This is a genomic window from Pseudomonas sp. TH39(2020) (assembly GCF_016650715.1).
GTDB classification, from domain to species: domain Bacteria; phylum Pseudomonadota; class Gammaproteobacteria; order Pseudomonadales; family Pseudomonadaceae; genus Aquipseudomonas; species Aquipseudomonas mandelii_C.
In genome coordinates, this window is sequence record NZ_JAEKFF010000006.1 from 1,110,163 (window position 1) to 1,130,824 (window position 20,662).

General features: G+C 60.5%; 18 protein-coding genes and 1 pseudogene. 9 read left to right on the plus strand and 10 right to left on the minus strand.

The window, feature by feature from the left end; translation table 11 throughout:
* The first annotated feature begins 1 nt into the window (after window position 1).
* Together rapZ and JFU47_RS13120 are read left to right on the plus strand one after the other, a co-directional pair.
* Window positions 2-859, plus strand: coding sequence for an RNase adapter RapZ (rapZ, locus tag JFU47_RS13115; protein WP_201183421.1), 858 nt, complete (start codon window positions 2-4; stop codon window positions 857-859).
* Between the two features lie 15 nt (window positions 860-874).
* Entirely contained in the window at window positions 875-1,150 is a 276-nt protein-coding gene (locus tag JFU47_RS13120; RefSeq protein WP_033058002.1) for an HPr family phosphocarrier protein, read from the plus strand.
* A 146-nt stretch (window positions 1,151-1,296) separates the two neighbouring features.
* Here JFU47_RS13120 and JFU47_RS13125 read toward each other — a convergent pair.
* Window positions 1,297-1,482: pseudogene (locus JFU47_RS13125) on the minus strand (FagA protein); the annotation flags it as partial.
* Window positions 1,483-1,524: 42 nt separating this feature from the next.
* On the minus strand, window positions 1,525-2,871 hold the full coding sequence (gene pmbA, locus JFU47_RS13130) for a metalloprotease PmbA (RefSeq protein ID WP_123365273.1): 1,347 nt from the start codon (window positions 2,869-2,871) through the stop codon (window positions 1,525-1,527).
* Window positions 2,872-2,979: 108 nt separating this feature from the next.
* On the opposite strand from pmbA, the gene yjgA reads away from it, so the two are divergent.
* Window positions 2,980-3,504, plus strand: a complete 525-nt coding sequence (gene yjgA, locus JFU47_RS13135; RefSeq protein WP_033058015.1) for a ribosome biogenesis factor YjgA — start codon at window positions 2,980-2,982, stop codon at window positions 3,502-3,504.
* Window positions 3,505-3,552: 48 nt separating this feature from the next.
* Here the strand turns inward: yjgA and tldD are convergent, their stop codons facing one another.
* The 8 genes from tldD to mreB form a co-directional block, all read right to left on the minus strand.
* Window positions 3,553-4,995: a metalloprotease TldD gene (tldD, locus tag JFU47_RS13140; RefSeq protein ID WP_201183423.1), complete on the minus strand. Its 1,443-nt coding sequence runs from the start codon at window positions 4,993-4,995 to the stop codon at window positions 3,553-3,555.
* An 18-nt stretch (window positions 4,996-5,013) separates the two neighbouring features.
* On the minus strand, window positions 5,014-5,862 hold the full coding sequence (locus JFU47_RS13145) for a carbon-nitrogen hydrolase family protein (protein WP_140681558.1): 849 nt from the start codon (window positions 5,860-5,862) through the stop codon (window positions 5,014-5,016).
* A gap of 235 nt (window positions 5,863-6,097) precedes the next feature.
* Window positions 6,098-9,901: a YhdP family protein gene (locus JFU47_RS13150; RefSeq protein ID WP_201183425.1), complete on the minus strand. Its 3,804-nt coding sequence runs from the start codon at window positions 9,899-9,901 to the stop codon at window positions 6,098-6,100.
* Between the two features lie 75 nt (window positions 9,902-9,976).
* Entirely contained in the window at window positions 9,977-11,434 is a 1,458-nt protein-coding gene (gene rng, locus JFU47_RS13155; RefSeq protein WP_033058026.1) for a ribonuclease G, read from the minus strand.
* 57 nt (window positions 11,435-11,491) lie between these two features.
* Window positions 11,492-12,088, minus strand: coding sequence for a Maf family protein (locus JFU47_RS13160; RefSeq protein ID WP_201183427.1), 597 nt, complete (start codon window positions 12,086-12,088; stop codon window positions 11,492-11,494).
* A gap of 43 nt (window positions 12,089-12,131) precedes the next feature.
* Window positions 12,132-12,623, minus strand: coding sequence for a rod shape-determining protein MreD (gene mreD, locus JFU47_RS13165; protein WP_123365269.1), 492 nt, complete (start codon window positions 12,621-12,623; stop codon window positions 12,132-12,134).
* Complete coding sequence (gene mreC, locus JFU47_RS13170; protein WP_201185229.1) at window positions 12,623-13,780, minus strand: rod shape-determining protein MreC; 1,158 nt, start codon at window positions 13,778-13,780, stop codon at window positions 12,623-12,625. The genes mreD and mreC overlap by 1 nt, the downstream gene beginning before the upstream one ends.
* A gap of 285 nt (window positions 13,781-14,065) precedes the next feature.
* Window positions 14,066-15,103 (minus strand): rod shape-determining protein MreB, encoded by a 1,038-nt coding sequence (mreB, locus tag JFU47_RS13175; RefSeq protein ID WP_002555108.1) that lies wholly within the window; start codon window positions 15,101-15,103, stop codon window positions 14,066-14,068.
* Window positions 15,104-15,317: 214 nt separating this feature from the next.
* Between mreB and gatC the strand changes: the two genes are divergently transcribed.
* The 6 genes from gatC to JFU47_RS13205 all read left to right on the plus strand — a co-directional run bounded on the left by gatC (window position 15,318) and on the right by JFU47_RS13205 (window position 20,542).
* The gene (gene gatC / locus JFU47_RS13180) at window positions 15,318-15,605 is read left to right on the plus strand and encodes an Asp-tRNA(Asn)/Glu-tRNA(Gln) amidotransferase subunit GatC (RefSeq protein WP_008026876.1); all 288 of its coding nucleotides are present in this window, start codon (window positions 15,318-15,320) and stop codon (window positions 15,603-15,605) included.
* Between the two features lie 16 nt (window positions 15,606-15,621).
* Window positions 15,622-17,073: an Asp-tRNA(Asn)/Glu-tRNA(Gln) amidotransferase subunit GatA gene (gene gatA, locus JFU47_RS13185; protein WP_123365267.1), complete on the plus strand. Its 1,452-nt coding sequence runs from the start codon at window positions 15,622-15,624 to the stop codon at window positions 17,071-17,073.
* A gap of 10 nt (window positions 17,074-17,083) precedes the next feature.
* On the plus strand, window positions 17,084-18,529 hold the full coding sequence (gene gatB, locus JFU47_RS13190) for an Asp-tRNA(Asn)/Glu-tRNA(Gln) amidotransferase subunit GatB (RefSeq protein WP_123365266.1): 1,446 nt from the start codon (window positions 17,084-17,086) through the stop codon (window positions 18,527-18,529).
* A gap of 149 nt (window positions 18,530-18,678) precedes the next feature.
* A complete protein-coding gene (locus JFU47_RS13195) occupies window positions 18,679-19,053 on the plus strand; it encodes a septal ring lytic transglycosylase RlpA family protein (protein ID WP_201183429.1) in 375 nt (124 codons plus the stop codon).
* Window positions 19,054-19,103: 50 nt separating this feature from the next.
* A complete protein-coding gene (locus JFU47_RS13200) occupies window positions 19,104-20,165 on the plus strand; it encodes a calcium/sodium antiporter (protein ID WP_201183431.1) in 1,062 nt (353 codons plus the stop codon).
* Window positions 20,162-20,542, plus strand: a complete 381-nt coding sequence (locus JFU47_RS13205; protein ID WP_140681567.1) for a carboxymuconolactone decarboxylase family protein — start codon at window positions 20,162-20,164, stop codon at window positions 20,540-20,542. The genes JFU47_RS13200 and JFU47_RS13205 overlap by 4 nt, the downstream gene beginning before the upstream one ends.
* Window positions 20,543-20,662 lie beyond the last annotated feature (120 nt).

The window sequence follows — 20,662 nt, forward strand, 5'->3', positions numbered from 1 at the left end:
CATGCGCTTGATCATCGTCAGTGGCCGCTCCGGCTCAGGTAAAAGTACCGCACTCGATGTTCTCGAGGACAACGGCTACTACTGCATCGACAACCTGCCCGCCGGTCTGCTGCCGGAACTGGCCGAACGCGCGTTAATTCACACCGAGCTGGCGCAACCGCTGGTTGCCGTATCGATTGATGCGCGTAACTTGCCGAGTCACTTGTCGCGGTTTCCCGAACTGCTGGAAGAAGTGCGCAGCCGGCATATCCAGTGTGATGTGCTTTATCTGGACGCCGACGAAGAAACCTTGCTCAAACGTTTCTCGGAAACCCGCCGTCGTCACCCGCTGAGCAATACCAATCGCTCGCTGGCCGAGGCCATCAACGATGAGACCGCCCTGCTCGGGCCGATTGCCGATCTCGCCGATCTCAAAGTAAACACCACCAATCTGAACCTGTATCAGCTGCGAGATACCATCAAGCTGCGCCTGCTGAACCAGCCGGAACCCGGCACGGCGTTCCTGGTGGAGTCTTTCGGCTTCAAGCGTGGAATGCCGGTGGACGCTGATCTGGTGTTCGATGTGCGCTGCCTGCCGAACCCTTACTGGAAGCCAGAGTTGCGCGATCAATCCGGGCTCGACCAACCGGTTGCCGAGTACCTGGCGGCACAGCCGGACGTCGAAGAGATGTTCCAGGACATCTCTACCTACTTGTTCAAGTGGCTACCCCGTTTTGCCGCCAGCAACCGCGCTTATGTCACCATTGCCATTGGCTGCACCGGCGGCCATCACCGCTCCGTCTACCTGACCGAACGTCTGGGCCAGGCCCTGCAAAAAGCCCTGAAGAACGTCCAGGTTCGCCACCGCGACCTCAGCTAAAGGATTCACACCGCGATGCCTGCTCTGGAAATTGAAATCATCAACAAGCTGGGCCTGCATGCCCGCGCTTCTGCAAAATTCGTTGGCGTCGCCGGTGAGTTCAAGGATTGCACGATCAGAGTAGGACGCACGCCGGAATCCACGGTCGACGGAAAAAGCATCATGGCAATGATGATGCTCGCTGCGGGCAAGGGCACCAAAATCCACCTGAGCACCGAAGGTGAACAGGCTGATGAGGCGCTGCAGGCATTGGTGAATTTGATCAATGACTACTTCGGCGAAGGCGAGTAACACCGCAGCCCTTTGTAGCAGCAGGCTTCGCCAGCGGCCACATAGTCCGCGCAGTCCTCTAGGCCAACGCCGTATCCATCACCATCATCAAGCAAAACCCGATCAGCAACCCAAAACTTGCAAGCTCGTCGTGATCATTGTCGCGCTCAATACGAGTCTTGGTCATCAGAAAATCCTTGCACCAGTTCCATGAGAGGAATCGAGGGCTGCAACTCGCAGGTCGCCAATTGCCAGGTGTAGCTCTGCCAGCGCTTGAGGCGGCACTTGCACAGAGAGAGGCGTTCCAGATCGCGCAACGGCCGCCAGGCCTGGTCCAGACAAAAGGCGCGCCACCCAACGATGGGTGGCGCGCCTTTTTGTGTAACGGTTAAGTGTTAGCTGCCGGCTACCGTCATCCGCTCGATCAGCACCGAACCTGTACGAATATTGCTGCGCAGTTCCAGGTCATTACCGACGGCAACGATCTGTTTGAACATGTCACGCATGTTGCCGGCGATGGTCACTTCCTGGACCGCAAACTGGATTTCGCCATTCTCGACCCAGTACCCCGCCGCGCCACGGGAGTAATCGCCAGTGACCATGTTCAGGCCCTGGCCCATCAATTCAGTCACCAGCAGGCCGCGGCCCATGCGGCGCAGCAAGGCTGCCTGGTCTTCGTCGCCATGGGTGACGAACAGGTTGTGCACGCCGCCAGCGTTGGCGGTGCTCGGCATCCCGAGCTTCCGGCCGGAGTACGTGCCAAGAATGTACGAGACCAACTCGCCTTTTTCGACGAACGGTTTGGCGTAAGTCGCCAGGCCATCACCATCGAACGCCGAACTGCCCATGGCGCGCATCAGGTGCGGACGCTCATCGATGGTCAGCCATTCCGGGAACAGTTTCTGCCCCAGCGTGCCTTCGAGGAACGACGATTTGCGATACAGACTGCCGCCGGAAATCGCCGACAGGAAGCTGCCGAACAACCCGCCAGCCAGTTCCGCGGAAAACAGCACCGGCACTTCGCAGGTCGGCACCGGACGCGCGCCCAGACGGCTCGCCGCCCGTTGCGCGGCACGCTGGCCGATGCTCTCCGGAGATGCCAGCAAATTGCCCTGACGGTTCACGTCGTACCAGTAATCGCGCTGCATCTGGCCGTCGGCCTCGGCGATCATCACGCAGCTCAGGCTGTGCCGGGTCGACGCGTAACCGCCGATAAAACCGTGGCTGTTGCCGTAGACACGGCAGCCCTGATGGGTGCTGAGGGTGGTGCCATCGGCGTTCTTGATCCGGCTGTCGGTTGCAAACGCCGCCGCTTCACAGGCCAGGGCCTGCTCGATGGCTTGCTCCGGGGTGATGTCCCATTCGTGGAACAGGTCGAAATCCTGCAGATCCTTGGCCATCAGCGCGGCGTCTGCCAAACCCGAAGCTTCGTCTTCAGACGTGTGCTTGGCGATGGCCAGTGCGGCGGCGACGGTTTCGCGAATCGCCTCCGGACCGCTGGCGGACGTGCTGGCCGAGCCCTTGCGCTGGCCGACGTACAAGGTGATGCCAAAGCCCTGATCGCGGTTGAATTCGACGGTTTCGACTTCACGCTGACGCACCGAGGTCGACAGGCCCTGCTCCAGGGACACCGCCACTTCACAGGCACTGGCGCCCTGGCGCTTGGCTTCAGCGATGATCTGCTCGACTTGTTCTTGCAGTGCCGGCAACGCTTGTGGGCCGACGCTTTCAACTGCACTCATGCTGTTCTCCACTCAAATTCTGCTTTCGGCTAGGGCCTTCGAGCGACCGGGCCGGACAAGCGGCCCCCGACTGGTTATCATGGCGGCGTTTCTTTGCGGACGGCCACCATGGTTGATTCTTACGACGACTCCCTCGATACGGGAGAAAAAAGCAAATCCCAGGTTAAACGCGAGCTTCATGCTCTGGTTGACCTTGGCGAGCGCCTTACAACGCTCAAGCCTGACTTGCTGGCAAAACTGCCGTTGACCGACGCTATGCGCCGGGCCCTGGCTGATGCGCCCAAGCACACCGCGAATATCGCGCGTAAACGGCACCTTATGTTCATCGGCAAACTGATGCGCGATCAGGACACTGACGCCATTCTGACTCTGCTCGATCAACTCGATGCCTCCACCCGGCAGTACAACGAACGTTTCCATGGCCTGGAACGCTGGCGCGATCGCTTGATCGCGGGCGACGATGCGGTCCTGGAGAAGTTCGTGGTCGACTACCCGGAGGCTGATCGTCAGCAATTGCGCTCCCTGATCCGTCAGGCCCAGCACGAACTGGCGACCAACAAGCCACCGGCATCGAGCCGTAAAATCTTCAAGTACATCCGTGAGCTGGACGAGACTCAACGCGGTCTGCGTTAAGTCCCTTCTCGGGTGAGTCGCCACGCGGCTCACCCGAAGCTCCATCCCTTAAGATCCTGTGCCACCCACAGTGATCGCATCGATTTTCAGCGTTGGCTGGCCGACACCCACCGGCACCGACTGCCCATCCTTACCACACGTCCCGACGCCGCTGTCCAGCGCCAGATCGTTACCGACCATCGACACCTTGCTCATCGCTTCCGGGCCGTTGCCGATCAATGTCGCACCTTTGACCGGGGCAGTGATTTTGCCGTCTTCGATCAGGTACGCCTCGCTGGTGGAGAACACGAATTTGCCGCTGGTAATGTCCACCTGACCGCCGCCGAGGTTGGCGCAGTAGATGCCGCGCTTCACCGAGGCGATGATTTCTGCAGGGTCGCTTTCGCCCGCCAGCATGTAGGTGTTGGTCATGCGCGGCATTGGCAGGTGCGCGTAGGATTCACGACGACCGTTACCGGTACGGGCCACGCCCATTAGACGGGCGTTGAGTTTGTCCTGCATGTAGCCTTTGAGTACGCCGTTTTCGATCAGCGTCGTGCACTCGGTCGGGGTGCCTTCATCATCGACGCTCAGGGAACCGCGACGACCGGCCAGCGTGCCGTCATCGACGATGGTGCAAAGCTTGGACGCAACCATCTCGCCCATGCGCCCGCTGTAGGCCGAACTGCCCTTGCGGTTGAAGTCGCCTTCCAGACCGTGGCCGACCGCTTCGTGCAGCAACACGCCGGACCAGCCCGAACCCAGCACCACCGGCAACGTACCGGCCGGCGCAGGAATGGCTTCCAGATTCACCAACGCCTGACGCAGCGCTTCACGGGCGTAGCTCATGGCGCGGTCGTCGCTGAGGAAATAACGGTAATCGGTACGACCGCCACCGCCATGACCACCGCGCTCACGGCGACCGTTCTGTTCGACGATCACGCTGACGTTAAAGCGCACCAACGGCCGTACATCGGCGGCCAGGCCACCGTCGGTGGAAGCCACGAGGATTCGTTCCCAGACGCCAGCCATGCTCACGGTGACTTGCTGGATACGCGGGTCGAGGGCGCGAGTCGCGACGTCGATACGCTTGAGCAGTTCGACCTTCTCGGCACGGGTCATGACTTCCAACGGGTTGTCCGGCCCGTACAACTGGGCGGCATCCTGGGTCGTGAAGGCTTGCACCGTGCCGTTCTGACCGGCGCGGGAGATCGAACGCGCCGCACGGGCCGCGGCGCCGAGGGCTTCGAGAGTAATGGCATTGCTGTAGGCAAAACCGGTTTTCTCACCCGATTGCGCTCGCACGCCAACACCTTGGTCGAGATTGAAGCTGCCTTCCTTGACGATCCCGTCTTCCAGCGCCCAGGACTCGGAAATCTGCCCCTGGAAATACAGGTCGGCAGCATCGATGCCCGGACCGGCCAGATCGCCGAGCACACCTTGCAGGCTCTCGATTGTTACGCCGCCGGGCGCCAGGAGGTGTTCACTGACTGAGGACAACAACTCGCTCATATGCTTTACGCCTTAAATTCATCGTTCTGAGGCAGGTCGCCGGGCGCCCTGCGAGAAAAAGCGCCGGTGACTGGACACCGGCATCCGCGCCCTGATGGACGCCTGTTCGCTGCTATCGCGTTCGGCCAGCAGCACGGCCTCGCCTTGATCCTGTTGCGCCAGCACACGTCCCCACGGGTCGATAATCGCGGCATGGCCAAAGGTTTCTCGCGGCCCCGGATGCGTCCCACCCTGGGCAGCCGCGAGCACATAACATTGAGTTTCGATGGCCCGCGCGCGAATCAACACCTCCCAATGCGCCGCGCCGGTCACCGCGGTAAAGGCCGACGGCGCGGTAATCAACTCCGCCCCGGCAGCGCGTAATTCGCTGTACAGCTCCGGGAAGCGCAGGTCGTAACACACCGTCAGCCCGACTCGACCGACGGGCGTGTCCGCCACGACTACCCCACTGCCATAAGCATAGTCATCGGATTCGCGATAACGCCCGCGATTGTCCGCCACATCGACGTCGAACAGGTGCAACTTGTCATACCGTGCAACGGTTTCGCCGTGGTCATCCACCAGCAGCGAGCAGGCATGCACTTTGGCCGTCGGTTGATCCACCGGCGGCAACGGCAACGTGCCGGCCACTATCCATAACTTGAGGTCGCGAGCGGTCTGTTTCAACCATGGCAGGATCGGGCCTTCACCCAACGCCTCTGCGCGGCCGATGTCGGCGATGTCGCGACGGCCCATGGCGGCGAAATTTTCCGGAAGCACAGCCAGCTGCGCGCCACCGGCTGCCGCTTGCTCAAGCAGCCGACGGGCCTGGGCCAGATTGACCAGCACATCGCTCTGGCTGACCATTTGAATCACCGCTACAGACATGGCCTTTCCTTTTTTAAATCTGTACACCGACCTGTAGCAGCTGCCGAAGGCTGCGTCCGGCTGCGCAGCAGTCGTATATCCGGGATGCACGGTTTATCTGAAAGACCGCGGTGTCTGATTTTACGACTGCTGCGCAGCCGGACGCAGGCTTCGCCAGCTGCTACAGGGGACCTGCGCCGCTATGTGTGGTCATGCTACTCCATCGGCCCCGGGCATGGCTTTTCAAAAAAATTTGTCAAAAAGGCTTGTCGAAGGTGATTTTCGGCTCTTTCCACGGCCCTTTGACGGTGTATTGGACGCTGGCGAAACGCGCCACACGGTCACCGATCAGCTTGTCGATCAAGAACAGCGCGCCGCCGATAGCCGGTGCACCGACGATCAGCGCGGCAATCGGCAGGTTGTTGGTCACAGGCAACGTCACCAGCAACTTGGCATCGACCTTATCGCCCACCAGGTCCAGCGTACCGTTGAGTTCGATGTTGCTCGACGGACCGGTCAGCCGGATCGGCTCACGCGTCACGTATACACCGTTGGTCGCGACCAGCAGGCCTTTGACCCGGTCATAACTCAAGCCTTTGCCAAACAAGTCAGAGAAGTCCAGACGCAGACGGCGACCGATGGAGTTGAAGTTCAGCAAGCCAAACACGCGCAACGCCTGGGCACTGCCCTCAACTTCAACAAACTGGCCTTTATTCAGCGAAGCATCGAGGGTTCCAGAGAAACGCTTGGTGGCCAGCCAAGCCGGGGAACCTGGCCAGCGACCATCGACATCCATATGAAAATCTTCGCTGGTGACACTCGGCGCAAAGCCCCAGCCCTTCAGTACATCGGCGAGATTCTTGCCAACGATCCGGCCCTTGTACCAACTGCTGCTGGAACCGGGCACACCTTCCCAACCGCCGCTGCCCTGCAAGAGGATGCCCTTGAGGCCCAGATCCAGCGTGTTAAACGCAATGCCCTTGGCGGTCGGACGGATTTTCAGGTACCAGGCCCCGACGAGGTCCTGCCCCTGGAACAGCTGATTGATGGTGATATCCAGCGCCGGGATCTTCCTCGGATCCACCGAGGCCAGCGGATCTGGCGAGTTTTCGTCGGCCAGGACCGTCGGGTCTGGTGCCGGCAAACGCACGTATTGCAGATTGATCGCAATCGGCGCGGCTTTCGCATCGGGGATGCTGGCGCTGCCCTTCACCTGCTGACTGTCGAGTTGCAAGGCCCACGCGGCGGGTTTGCGGTTCAACTGTACGGAAGCCTGATCGAGCGTAGTGCCGACACCGCTGAGCTTGCCAATCTTGAAATCCGCACCGCTGAGCAACTGTTTGGCGTTACCGCCCGGATCCTGGCCGGCGTACTTGTCTACCAGGTCTTTCCAGGGGCCGACGTCCAGTTCCGACAGCACACCGCGCACCCGCAGGCCTTTGGCGCCGGGCAGCACGGCATTGCCGCCCCCCAGGAACAACTCACCGCGCCCGTCGGCAAAGTTGCCGGCCGGCGCCGCAAACGTGAAGTTCGCCAGCTCACCGTAGTTGACCCAGTAGCGCCGCTCGGGCCCCTGCAGGGTCATGCGGAACGTGGTGTCGCGGCCGACGTCGGGCGCCATGCCGAACGGCGCCGGCAAATCGATTGCTACGCCCTTGAGGTTGGAGCTGACCGTCAATTGACTGTCGGCCCCATCAAGGCTCAGTTGCAGCTGATAAGGGATCACACCGGACACTGGCAACGACTGAGTAACACTCAGCCAGTCAGTCAGCTTCTTGACCTCGACCTGGCCCGAGGCGGCGACGCGAGTCTTGAGGTTGCCGGGGCCACCATCGGCGAAAATCTGTGCAGCGACAGGTTTATCGAAGGCGCGCGCGGTGATGTTTTGCCCGCTCAAACCCTTGGTGCTGTCGAAACGGAAATCGCCCTTGAGCTGAGTCAGCTCCAGGGTTGGCTCGGCCAGTTTCAGACGGGCCTTGGCGGTCTTGAAGTCGACGAGGATCTTCGGTTCCTCGCCTTTGACCAGCGGAATATCCAGTTTCAGTTTGCCTTGCAGATCGCCCTCGCCTTCCCAACCGGCAAAGGTCGCTGCGGTGCCGATCGGCGCTTCCTGGAGAATCTTCAGGCCATCGCCCAACCCGCCGTCGAATCCACCGTCGAGGAACAGATGGACGTTTTGCCCCGCTGGCACATGGGGAATATTGACGTAAATGTCACTGACCTGGGTATTGAGCAACTGCCCCTTGCTGGCCAGGATCCGCACACCGCTGTCTTCAACAAACACGTCACCCGTGACTTTGCTGACATGTGGCCAGCCTGGCTGGAAGGCCAGTTCGGCATCGTGAACCTTGAAGAACAGGCTGATGCTGCGAGCCGTCTCGGCGGCACCGTGATTCAGCGAACCCTGGTACTGGAAGAAGCCTTCGTCCACCGCACCTTTGAGAATCGCCGTACGCAGCCATTCGTCCAGCCCCGGGCTGAGCATTGTCGGCAAGTACTTGGCGGTGTAACGACCGTCGCCGTCCACCAGACCGACCCGCAGGTCCATGTAGTCTTCCTGGGTATGGTCGAAATGCAGGCGGATCAGGAAGTCGCCAGCAATCTTGCCTTCTTCGCCCAGCACCTTCAGGTACGGCGCGATCAAGGTGAAGGCTTCTTTATCAAGTTTCCAGGTCAGTCGGGCATTGGCCTGAATGTACTGCCATGGCTTGGCGAAGATCGGGTCCAGATGCAGGGAAAAATCCTTGCTGTCCATGCGCAGCTCACCACCGCCCAGATCACCACTGATGCTGCCACTGACATTTCGTGCCGCCGGAGCGCCGTGATAGGCATCGAAGCCCACCCGATCCAGGTTGGCGGCAAAGCTGAACTTGGTGTCGTCGGTGGCATTGGGCCGGAAGTCGATCAGCACGTTGCGCAGGCCGCCAGTCACTTTGAGCCGCTCGACGGCCGTAGCAACGCCTTCGGGCAGCGGCCCCAAGGCATTCAGTATCGGGGTGATCGGAGTGAGGTCGAGGCGGTCGGCTTGCAGGTGCCAAAGCTCTTCGGTCTTGTCCGTCGCCTCGTTTTGCTTGAGTTGCAGATGCGATTCCCAGCGGGTCTCGCCAAGGTTCATGGCCAAGGAGTCCAGGGTCACCAGAACGCCTTCGGAACTGCGCTGGAAATAGCCGTTCAACGCCAGATTATTGATCTGGATCGGCTTGCGCTCGGCATAGGCACCCTTGAGTTGCGGCGCATTCAAGCGTATCGCACCGCTTTGCAGGGCGCCTTTGCCCCAGTTCACCCACAACTCGCCGCCAGCCTTAAGCTCGGAAAAATTCCATTGCTGGGTCAGGCGCTCGGGCAACCATTTCGACCAGTCGCTTTGCGGCAGGCTCAGGTAGGCCTCGGCCTCGCCGTCCTTCCACTCGCTGGCGCGCAGGCGGGTGCGCAGGCTCATTGCCACTGGTTGGCCGTCGGGCAGCGTCAGGCGCACGTCCAGTCGCTGATGCGACGCGCCGGTTTTCAGATTCAGCCCGACGTAAGTCAGGGTCAGCGGCTGCTCTTGCAGTGGCTGCAAAGTGACTTGGCTATCGAGTACCGACAGTTGCTGAACCATCTGCATGCGATTGAGCAATTGCTCAGGATCCAGCGGCTGATCCTGCTGCACCGGCAAACCTTCCAGCGCCCAATGGCCGTCCTCGCTTTCCTTGAGGCTGATCTTCAGGCCGCTGAGTTCCAGGTGAGCGATGCGCACTTCACGAGCCATCAGACTGGCCCAAAGATCCGGCACCGCGCGCACCTGATCCAGACGCAAGGCATTGGCGCCCTCGCCGACCATCACGTCGTGAGCCAGCATGATCGGCGCAAAGCCGCTCCAGTTGCCTTCCAGTTCGCCGATATTCAGCGGCATGCCCAAGGCAGCGCTGGCTTTGGCTTCGACTTCGGCACGGTACTCAGCCACAAGCGGCGTCAGCTCTCGGCCGAGGCTGACGTATAACGCCAACAACACCAACACCAACGCACACAGCCCCAGCCCCCAGCGGGTCAGTGCGGCCAAAATGCGTGTCAGACGTTCCATGTCAGTTGGCTCCCATGGCAAAAATACTGCAAAAAGCTGAGGCCAGCCGTTCTAGCAGGGTTGAAAGACAGCGATTCAGAGCAGCACCACGTCGTATTGTTCCTGGGAATACATGGTTTCCACCTGGAACCGGATGGTGCGTCCGATAAAACCTTCGAGCTCGGCGACATTGCCCGATTCTTCATCGAGCAAACGGTCGACCACTTTCTGGTTCGCCAATACACGATAGCCTTCCGCCTGATAGGCGCGAGCCTCTCGGAGGATTTCGCGGAAAATCTCGTAGCAAACGGTTTCCGGCGTCTTGAGCTTACCGCGGCCCTGACAGCTGCTGCACGGTTCACACAGCACTTGTTCAAGACTTTCGCGAGTGCGCTTGCGGGTCATCTGCACCAGGCCCAACTCGGTGATGCCGATGATGTTGGTCTTGGCGTGATCGCGTTCCAGTTGCTTCTCGAGGGTGCGCAGCACCTGACGCTGGTGCTCTTCATCTTCCATGTCGATGAAGTCGATGATGATGATCCCGCCCAGGTTGCGCAGGCGCAGCTGACGAGCGATGGCGGTCGCGGCTTCGAGGTTGGTCTTGAAAATGGTTTCTTCGAGGTTGCGATGACCGACGAACGCCCCGGTGTTGACGTCGATGGTGCTCATGGCTTCCGCCGGATCGACCACGAGGTAACCGCCGGACTTCAGCGGGACTTTGCGCTCCAGGGCTTTCTGGATTTCGTCCTCGACGCCGTACAGGTCGAAAATCGGCCGCTCACCCGGGTAATGCTCCAGACGATCGGCGATTTCCGGCATCAGCTCGGCGACGAACTGTGTGGTTTTCTGGAAGGTTTCCCGGGAGTCGATGCGGATCTTCTCGATCTTCGGGCTCACCAGGTCACGCAAGGTGCGCAGCGCCAGGCCGAGGTCTTCGTAGATCACACTCGGCGCGCTGATGGTTTTGATCTGCTCGTTGATCTGATCCCAGAGACGACGCAGGTAGCGAATGTCCATGAGGATTTCATCGGCACCGGCACCTTCGGCAGCGGTACGCAGGATGAAGCCACCGGCCTCTTGGATGCCTTCTTTGGCCACGCAATCAGTGACCACTTGTTTGAGACGCTCACGCTCGGCTTCGTCTTCAATCTTCAACGAAATGCCAACGTGCGCAGTGCGCGGCATGTACACCAGATAACGCGACGGAATCGACAACTGAGTCGTCAGGCGTGCGCCTTTGGAGCCGATCGGGTCCTTGGTCACTTGCACTACCAGGCTCTGGCCTTCATGAACCAGAGCGCTGATGCTCTCGACCGCCGGGCCTTCGCGCAGGGAGATTTCCGAGGCATGAATGAACGCGGCGCGGTCCAGGCCGATGTCGACGAATGCCGCCTGCATGCCCGGCAATACTCGCACGACTTTGCCTTTATAGATGTTGCCGACGATCCCGCGCTTTTGCGTGCGCTCGACGTGGACCTCTTGCAGAACACCGTTTTCAACCACCGCCACGCGCGATTCCATCGGCGTGATGTTGATCAGGATCTCTTCACTCATGGCAGGGTCTCGTTCAGGCATGTTCACGATAATGGCCGCATCTTGTCAGTACGACGCTCAACGCGCGTTAAGGGTTTGCCAACAGGGTATGCCGAAATGACCAAGCAGCTCAGCGGTTTCGCACAACGGTAACCCGACCACCGCCGAGTAACTGCCATTGAGCCCGGCGACAAACACCGCACCGAGCCCTTGAATGCCGTAGCCGCCGGCCTTGTCCTGCGGTTCGCCGCTGGCCCAGTAGGCCACCGCTTCATCACGACTGATGTTGCGAAAGCGCACCAGACTGCGCACGACCCGAGACTCGCAACGCTCACCCTCTCGCAGTGCAATCGCCGTCAGGACTTCATGCTCACACCCGGACAACATCATAAGCATGGCGCACGCCTCGGCTTCATCAACCGGCTTGCCAAGAATTTTTCCGTCCAGCACCACGGCGGTGTCGGCGCCCAGCACGCAAAAATCTGCGTCGGACACGACGGTCCTGCGCCCGGCCTCGGCTTTGCCGCGCGCCAGGCGCTCGACATAGGCCGACGGGGATTCATCTTCTAAAGGGGTTTCATCGATGTCCGCACTGATGGCGGAGAACGGCACGCCGATCTGCGTGAGCAGTTCACGCCGACGCGGCGAGCCTGAGGCAAGGTACAGCTGTTTCATCCAGACATCTCCCTGTCGAGGTGCGGGCAAATGCCTGACCGAATTAATTGATTTTGTAGCGTCGACGCAAACCGCGCAAACCGTAGCTGACCCATGGCCAGAGCAATGCGCTGACCAGTGCCGGCAAGACCAGCGCCAGCGTCGGCTGGCGATTGCCGGTCAGGGCGCTGAGCCAAAGTTGAACAAGCTGCGCGAGGCCGAAGATCACCAGGATCATCAGGCTCTGTTGCCACATCGGGAACATGCGCAGGCGTTGTTGCAGCGCCAGCACCAGGTACGTGATCAGCGTCAGGATCAATGCGTTCTGGCCCAGCAGCGTGCCATAAAGCACATCTTCGGCCAGACCCAGGCACCACGCGGTGACCATCCCGACTTTCTGCGGCATGGCCAACGCCCAGAACGCCAGCAGCAGGGCCAGCCACAGTGGACGGAGAATTTCCATGAATTGCGGCAGCGGCGAAACGCTGAGCAGCATGCCTATGGCGAACGTCAGCCAGACCATCCAGCCGTTTCGGGAGGCAGTAGCACCAACCATTATTCTCGTCCCCCAGTGGTAGCCGGCGCAGAGACAGGCGGTTTGGCTGCAGGCTTCACGGCAGCGGGTGGCGTGGCCGGCGGTTTAGCGGTTGCAGGTGGCGTCGCAGGCGGCTTGCTGGCGGCAGGTTTTGCTGGCGCAGGATGAGTTGCGGCAGGTTTGGCCGGGGTTGCGGCAGCAGGGGCAGTCGTCGGTGCAGCTGGAGTCGCGGGTGCAGCAACAGCAGCCGGGACGAGGGCAGGTTTGGGCACGGTCGCTGGAATGATTGGCCCACCACCGTGCTGGTCCAAAGCCTCTTGCGCCTGGGCGGCTTCGTTGGCGCGCTCTTCGGCTGTGCGGCCGTCGGTGAACACCAGCAGCAAGTAACGGCTGCGGTTCAAGGCGGCGGTCGGCACGGCACGCACAATGGCGAACGGCTGACCGGAATCGTGAATCACTTCCTTGACCGTCGCCACCGGGTAACCCGCCGGGAACCGCTGCCCCAGACCGGAGCTGACCAGCAGATCGCCTTCTTTAATGTCGGCGGTATCGGCCACATGACGCAACTCCAGGCGTTCCGGGTTGCCGGTGCCGCTGGCAATCGCTCGCAGACCGTTGCGGTTCACCTGCACCGGAATGCTATGAGTGGTGTCAGTCAGCAACAGCACACGAGAGGTGTACGGCATCAACTCGACCACCTGGCCCATCAGGCCGCGGGCATCGAGCACCGGCTGACCGAGGACCACACCGTCGCGCTCACCTTTATTGATGATGATGCGATGGGTGAAGGGGTTGGGGTCCATGCCGATCAGTTCGGCCACTTCGACCTTCTCGTTGACCAGCGCGGAGGAGTTGAGCAACTCGCGCAGCCGAACGTTCTGCTCGGTGAGGGCGGCAAGCTTTTGCATGCGGCCCTGCAACAGCAGGTTTTCGGTTTTGAGTTTTTCGTTTTCGGCGACGAGCTCGGTACGGCTGCCAAATTGGCTGGCCACACCCTGCCATAGCCGCTGCGGCAGGTCGGTGATCCAGTAGGACTGCATCAGTACCAGCGACATTTGGCTACGCACTGGCTTGAGCAGTGTGAAGCGGGCATCGACCACCATCAGCGCGACCGATAGCACGACCAGCACCAACAAGCGCACGCCCAGTGAAGGCCCTTTGGTGAAAAGCGGTTTAATAAGCCGCTCCTCCCAGGCAAATGTTCTCTTTATTCATACGGCATCAAACCGGCCTGGATGCAGACTGACAGAAGATAAACGCCAACAGGCAGCACTGCAAAGTGCTGCCTGCGCGCCAACAGCATAGATGCGTCGGGCGAGAATCAGATGGCGAGAAAGCGTAGCGAGCGAAGGCAAGACAAGGCAAAAACAGGCAAGGAAGCGGAGTCTACGGGTTGTAAATGAGCATTCCGAGCCTGTTTTTAACGCAGTATTGCCGAGCGCAGTAGCTTTCACGCCGTCTGATCACTCGCTCGACAGCAGGTCCATCGTGTGCTTATCCATCATTTCCAATGCACGGCCACCGCCGCGAGCCACACAGGTCAGCGGGTCTTCGGCAACGATTACCGGCAGGCCGGTTTCCTGGGCCAGCAACTTGTCGAGGTCACGCAGCAAGGCGCCGCCACCGGTCAGTACCAGACCACGCTCGGCGATATCGGAAGCCAGTTCCGGAGGCGATTGCTCCAGCGCACTTTTCACGGCCTGAACGATGGTGGCCAGGGACTCTTGCAGAGCTTCCAGCACTTCATTGGAGTTCAGGGTGAATGCGCGTGGAACGCCTTCGGCCAGGTTACGGCCACGAACGTCGACTTCGCGAACTTCACCGCCCGGGTAGGCAGTACCGATTTCCTGCTTGATGCGCTCGGCAGTGGATTCGCCGATCAGGCTGCCGTAGTTGCGACGCACGTAAGTGATGATCGCTTCGTCGAAGCGGTCGCCGCCAACCCGTACGGATTCAGCGTAAACCACACCGTTCAGGGAGATCAGCGCGATTTCAGTGGTACCACCACCAATATCGACAACCATAGAGCCGCGAGCTTCTTCAACCGGCAGGCCGGCACCGATCGCAGCAGCCATTGGCTCTTCGATCAGGAACACTTCACGGGCACCGGCACCGAGGGCCGATTCACGGATGGCACGACGCTCAACCTGGGTGGATTTGCACGGAACGCAGATCAACACACGAGGGCTAGGCTGCAGGAAGCTGTTTTCGTGAACCTTGTTGATAAAGTATTGCAGCATCTTTTCGCAAACGCTGAAGTCGGCAATCACGCCGTCCTTCATCGGACGAATGGCAGCAATGTTGCCCGGCGTACGGCCGAGCATGCGCTTGGCCTCGGTGCCGACAGCAACGACACTTTTCTGGTTACCGTGTGTCCGAATAGCCACAACCGAGGGCTCATTCAGGACGATACCGCGCTCGCGCACGTAAATAAGGGTGTTGGCAGTGCCCAGGTCAATGGAGAGATCGCTGGAAAACATGCCACGCAGTTTCTTGAACATGGGGAAAGGACCCTAGGCAACGCGTGGGTAAAAAAGTGCGGCAAACTCTAACAACGACAGGGATTTTGGGCAAGGCGCCAATATGTTAAATTGGCCACTTTTCTGTGCACCAACCCCCACAATCGCGGCCTTATGACCGTAGAAATGCGGTAGTGTTCCGACAATCTAACACACGGATAGCATCCGTTCTGTTTTCCTTCCACTGGAGAATCCCATGACGCTTGAACGCTCCGACGTGGAAAAAATCGCTCATCTGGCCTGTCTGGGCCTTAATGATGCCGATCTTCCACACATCACTTCGGCCCTGAACAGCATTCTGGGACTGGTCGACGAAATGCAGGCGGTCAATACCGACGGTATCGAGCCGCTCGCCCACCCACTGGAAGCCAGCCAGCGCCTGCGTGCAGACGTCGTGACCGAGACCAATCATCGCGAGGCCTATCAGTCCATCGCACCAGCGGTCGAAAACGGCCTGTACCTGGTTCCGAAAGTCATCGACTAAAGGGAAAGAGCCTGCAATGCATCAATTGACTCTGGCCGAGATCGCCCGCGGTCTCGCCGATAAAAAGTTTTCTTCCGAAGAGCTGACCAAAACCCTGCTGGCGCGTATCGCCCAGCTCGATCCGCAGCTCAACAGTTTCATCAGCCTCACCGAAGACCTGGCGCTCCAGCAGGCGAAAGCCGCTGACGCACGCCGGGCCAATGGCGAGAGCGGCGCCCTGCTCGGTGCGCCGATTGCCCACAAAGACCTGTTCTGCACCCAAGGCATCCGCACCAGCTGCGGCTCGAAGATGCTCGACAACTTTAAAGCACCGTACGACGCCACTGTAGTTGCCAAACTGGCCGCCGCGGGTGCCGTGACGCTGGGCAAGACCAACATGGACGAATTCGCCATGGGTTCGGCCAACGAGTCGAGCTACTACGGCGCAGTGAAAAACCCGTGGAACCTGGAACACGTGCCCGGCGGTTCGTCCGGTGGTTCGGCCGCGGCCGTTGCCGCTCGTCTGTTGCCGGCTGCCACGGCGACCGACACCGGCGGCTCGATCCGCCAGCCGGCCGCGTTTACCAACCTGACCGGTCTGAAACCGACGTACGGTCGCGTTTCGCGCTGGGGCATGATCGCTTACGCCTCCAGCCTCGATCAGGGCGGCCCATTGGCGCGCACTGCCGAAGACTGCGCAATCCTGCTTCAAGGCATGGCCGGTTTCGACCCGCAAGACTCCACCAGCATCGACGAGCCCGTGCCGGATTACAGCGCCGGCCTCAACGGTTCGCTGCAAGGCCTGCGCATCGGCGTTCCTAAAGAGTATTTCAGCGCCGGTCTCGACCCGCGCATTGCCGAGCTGATCCACAACAGCGTCAAGGAGCTGGAAAAGCTCGGTGCCGTGGTCAAGGAAATCAGCCTGCCGAACATGCAACACGCGATCCCTGCGTACTACGTGATCGCCCCGGCAGAAGCGTCTTCCAACCTGTCGCGTTTCGACGGCGTACGTTTCGGCTATCGCTGCGAAGACCCGAAAAACCTGATCGACCTGTACAAGCGTTCCCGTGGCGAAGGCTTCGGCCCGGAAGTACAGCGCCGGATCATGGTCGGCGCCTACGCGTTGTCCGCCGGTTACTACGACGCTTACTACCTGAAGGCGCAGAAGATTCGCCGTCTGGTGAAGAACGACTTCATGGCTGCCTTTAATGAGGTCGACATCATCCTCGGCCCAACCACGCCAAACCCGGCCTGGAAGCTTGGCGCCAAGAGCAGCGACCCGGTTGCTGCGTACCTGGAAGACGTCTACACCATCACCGCCAACCTCGCCGGTCTGCCGGGCTTGTCCATGCCGGCAGGTTTTGTCGACGGCCTGCCGGTCGGCGTGCAATTGCTCGCCCCGTATTTCCAGGAAGGTCGCCTGTTGAACGTTGCCCACCAGTATCAGCTCAACACTGACTGGCACACCCGCACCCCAACCGGCTTCTGAGGAGAAACACATGCAATGGGAAGTCGTGATCGGGCTGGAGATTCACACCCAGCTCACTACCCGGTCGAAAATCTTTTCCGGTAGTTCCACCACCTTTGGTTCCGAGCCGAATACTCAGGCCAGCCTGGTTGACCTCGGTATGCCTGGCGTATTGCCGGTGCTGAACCAGGAAGCGGTGCGCATGGCGGTGATGTTCGGTCTGGCGATTGATGCCGAGATCGGCCAGCACAACGTGTTCGCCCGTAAAAACTATTTCTACCCGGACTTGCCCAAGGGCTACCAGATCAGCCAGATGGAATTGCCGATCGTCGGCAAGGGCCACCTGGACATCGCGCTGGAAGACGGCACGGTCAAACGCGTCGGCATCACCCGCGCGCACCTGGAAGAAGACGCCGGTAAAAGCCTGCACGAAGAATTCAGCGGCGCCACCGGCATCGACCTGAACCGCGCCGGCACGCCGCTGCTGGAAATCGTGTCCGAGCCGGACATGCGCAGCGCCAAGGAAGCCGTGGCTTACGTCAAGGCTGTCCACGCGCTGGTCCGTTACCTGGGCATTTGCGACGGCAACATGGCCGAAGGCTCGCTGCGTTGCGACTGCAACGTGTCGATCCGTCCAAAGGGCCAGGTTGAATTCGGCACGCGCTGCGAGATCAAGAACGTCAACTCGTTCCGCTTCATCGAGAAGGCGATCAACACCGAAGTGCAGCGTCAGATCGAACTGATCGAGGACGGCGGCAGGGTGATCCAGCAGACCCGTCTGTACGATCCGAACAAGGACGAAACCCGTCCGATGCGCAGCAAAGAGGAAGCCAACGACTACCGTTACTTCCCCGATCCAGACCTGCTGCCGGTGGTCATCGAAGACTCGTTCCTCGACGACGTTCGCGCCACCCTGCCGGAATTGCCACCGCAGAAACGCGAGCGCTTCCAGGCGCAGTTCGGTCTGTCGGTCTATGACGCCAGCGTCCTGGCCACCAGCCGCGAGCAAGCCGATTACTTCGAGAAAGTCGTGAGCATCAGCGGCGACGCCAAGCTGGCGGCCAACTGGGTGATGGTTGAGTTGGGCAGCCTGTTGAACAAACAGGGCCTGGACATCGATCAGTCGCCGGTCTCGGCCGAACAACTGGGCGGCATGCTGCTGCGCATCACCGACAACACCATCTCCGGCAAAATCGCCAAAGTGGTGTTTGAAGCCATGGCCAACGGCGAAGGCAGCGCGGACGAGATCATCGACAAGCGTGGCCTGAAGCAAGTGACCGACACCGGCGCGATCTCGGCCGTGTTGGACGAAATGCTCGCGGCCAACGCCGAGCAGGTTGAACAATACCGCGCGGCAGACGAAGCCAAACGCGGCAAGATGTTCGGCTTCTTCGTCGGCCAGGCCATGAAAGCCTCCAAAGGCAAGGCCAACCCGCAACAGGTTAACGAACTGCTGAAAAGCAAGCTCGAAGGCTGATGAGCATGGAGCCAGAAATAAAGCCTGGCTCTACCCCCTGTGGGAGCGAGCCTGCTCGCGAAAGCGGTGTCACAGTCGACAGAAATGTTGAATGTGACGCCCCCTTCGCGAGCAGGCTCGCTCCCACACTTGTATGTGGGAACCATTGAATGAAACGTCTGCTCAGTGCCTGCGCCCTGCTCTCGCTGCTGGCCGGTTGCGCCAGCACCGATGTCATCGATCCACACGGCTACGACAAGACCGGCACGGCGTCCTATTACGGCGCCAAACACCAAGGTAAACGCACCGCCAGTGGCGAGCGTTTCAACAAGAATTCCCTGACCGCCGCCCACCGCCAGCTACCCTTTGGTACACGGGTGAAGGTCACCAATCTGAACAACGACAAGTCCTGTGTGGTTCGCATCAACGATCGCGGGCCACACACCCGTGGGCGTCTGATCGATGTTTCACACGAAGCGGCCGAACAACTGGGTATGCTCGGAAGCGGCACCGCGAAGGTTCGCGTGCAAGCCCTCGACGACTGATAGATGGAGCGCTGACCATTTTCGGACTTGCCGATTTACCCCTGGTCAACGTGATTGAATTGCTCAGCGGCTTGCTGTTGCTGATCGCCGGCGCCGAGCTGATGGTGCGCGCAGCCGTGCGCCTCGCCTCACGCCTGCATGTACGACCGCTGATTATCGGCCTGACCATCGTCGCCCTCGGCAGCAGCGCACCGCAGATGGCGGTCAGCCTGCAAGCGACCCTGGCACAGAACGCCGACATCGCCGTCGGCAGCGTGATCGGCAGTAGCATCTTCAACATCCTCGTCACCCTCGGGCTCTCGGCGCTGATCATCCCGCTGCGGGTTTCACGGCAACTGGTGCGCCTGGATATTCCGCTGATGATCGGCGCCAGCCTGCTGGTGTTCGTATTGGCGTGGAACGAAGAACTGACCCGCGCCGATGGCGTGCTGCTGCTGGCGGCACTGGTGCTGTATCTGGGCCTGTTGCTGCGCCAGTCGCGGCACTCGACCCGCCCGCAATCGACGACCCACGAAGTCCCGCAAGCGCCCTGGCTCAGCAGCCTGCTGATGATCGTCTTGGGTTTGGCGATGCTGGTCTACGCCGGGCACCTGCTGCTGGGCGCGGCGGTTTCGGTCGCGACCGATCTGGGGTTGTCGGAGCGGATCATCGGTTTGACCATCGTCGCCGTCAGCACCTCCCTGCCAGAACTGGCCACCTCGTTGATCGCCGCCTTGCGCGGTCAGCGCGACATCGCCGTGGGCAACGTGATCGGCAGCAACCTGTTCAATCTCTTGGGCGTGCTGGGCTTCACCGCGTTGGTCGCGCCGTCGCCGCTGTCGGTATCGCCCAACGCCCTGGATTTTGACTTGCCGGTGATGCTCGGCGTCGCGGTGCTGTGCCTGCCGGTGTTCTATTCCGGTTACCGGGTGACCCGCGCCGAAGGTCTGCTGTTTTTGGGCTTGTATCTGGCTTACGGTCTGCATGTGGTGTCATTCACCACCGGCATGCCGCTGGCCGGCAAGCTTGAACACCTGATGCTGTTTTTTGCCCTGCCGGCGCTGGTGGCGTTTTTGCTGTTCACGTCGCTGCGCGCCTGGCGTCGCCAACACCACAATAAGGAATTGCCATGACCGATGATAAAAAGCCTGGCGTTGAAGTACGCCGCCAAGTGATGGGCGATGCCTTCGTCGACCGCGCGCTGGGCAATGCCACCGAGTTCACTCAACCGCTGCAGGATTTCGTCAACGAGCACGCCTGGGGCAGCGTCTGGAACCGCGAAGGTTTGCCATTGAAAACCCGCAGCCTGATCACCCTCGCCGCGCTGACCGCGTTGAAGTGCCCGCAGGAACTGAAAGGTCACGTGCGCGGTGCGCTGAACAATGGCTGCACCGTGGAAGAGATTCGTGAAGCGCTGCTGCATTGCGCGGTGTATGCCGGTGTCCCGGCGGCAATCGATGCGTTTCGCGCGGCTCAGGAAGTGATCGATAGCTACCAGAAGCCGGAGTAACAAGCTGACATTTGTATTGGCAGTGAGATTGCCTTCGCGAGCAGGCTCGCTCCCACAGTGGATCTTCAGTGTTCATACGATCCTTGTGGGAGCGAGCCTGCTCGCGAAGAGGCCCGATAA

Coding starts and splice junctions, on each gene's coding strand:
- mreD (WP_123365269.1), bottom strand. CDS start 12,623: ATGGTTGGTGCTACTGCCTCCCGAAACGGCTGGATGGTCTGGCTGACG.
- yjgA (WP_033058015.1), top strand. CDS start 2,980: ATGGTTGATTCTTACGACGACTCCCTCGATACGGGAGAAAAAAGCAAA.
- gatA (WP_123365267.1), top strand. CDS start 15,622: ATGCATCAATTGACTCTGGCCGAGATCGCCCGCGGTCTCGCCGATAAA.
- gatB (WP_123365266.1), top strand. CDS start 17,084: ATGCAATGGGAAGTCGTGATCGGGCTGGAGATTCACACCCAGCTCACT.
- gatC (WP_008026876.1), top strand. CDS start 15,318: ATGACGCTTGAACGCTCCGACGTGGAAAAAATCGCTCATCTGGCCTGT.
- rapZ (WP_201183421.1), top strand. CDS start 2: ATGCGCTTGATCATCGTCAGTGGCCGCTCCGGCTCAGGTAAAAGTACC.
- JFU47_RS13145 (WP_140681558.1), bottom strand. CDS start 5,862: ATGTCTGTAGCGGTGATTCAAATGGTCAGCCAGAGCGATGTGCTGGTC.
- mreB (WP_002555108.1), bottom strand. CDS start 15,103: ATGTTCAAGAAACTGCGTGGCATGTTTTCCAGCGATCTCTCCATTGAC.
- JFU47_RS13205 (WP_140681567.1), top strand. CDS start 20,162: ATGACCGATGATAAAAAGCCTGGCGTTGAAGTACGCCGCCAAGTGATG.
- rng (WP_033058026.1), bottom strand. CDS start 11,434: ATGAGTGAAGAGATCCTGATCAACATCACGCCGATGGAATCGCGCGTG.
- JFU47_RS13195 (WP_201183429.1), top strand. CDS start 18,679: ATGAAACGTCTGCTCAGTGCCTGCGCCCTGCTCTCGCTGCTGGCCGGT.
- pmbA (WP_123365273.1), bottom strand. CDS start 2,871: ATGAGTGCAGTTGAAAGCGTCGGCCCACAAGCGTTGCCGGCACTGCAA.
- JFU47_RS13150 (WP_201183425.1), bottom strand. CDS start 9,901: ATGGAACGTCTGACACGCATTTTGGCCGCACTGACCCGCTGGGGGCTG.
- JFU47_RS13160 (WP_201183427.1), bottom strand. CDS start 12,088: ATGAAACAGCTGTACCTTGCCTCAGGCTCGCCGCGTCGGCGTGAACTG.
- tldD (WP_201183423.1), bottom strand. CDS start 4,995: ATGAGCGAGTTGTTGTCCTCAGTCAGTGAACACCTCCTGGCGCCCGGC.
- JFU47_RS13120 (WP_033058002.1), top strand. CDS start 875: ATGCCTGCTCTGGAAATTGAAATCATCAACAAGCTGGGCCTGCATGCC.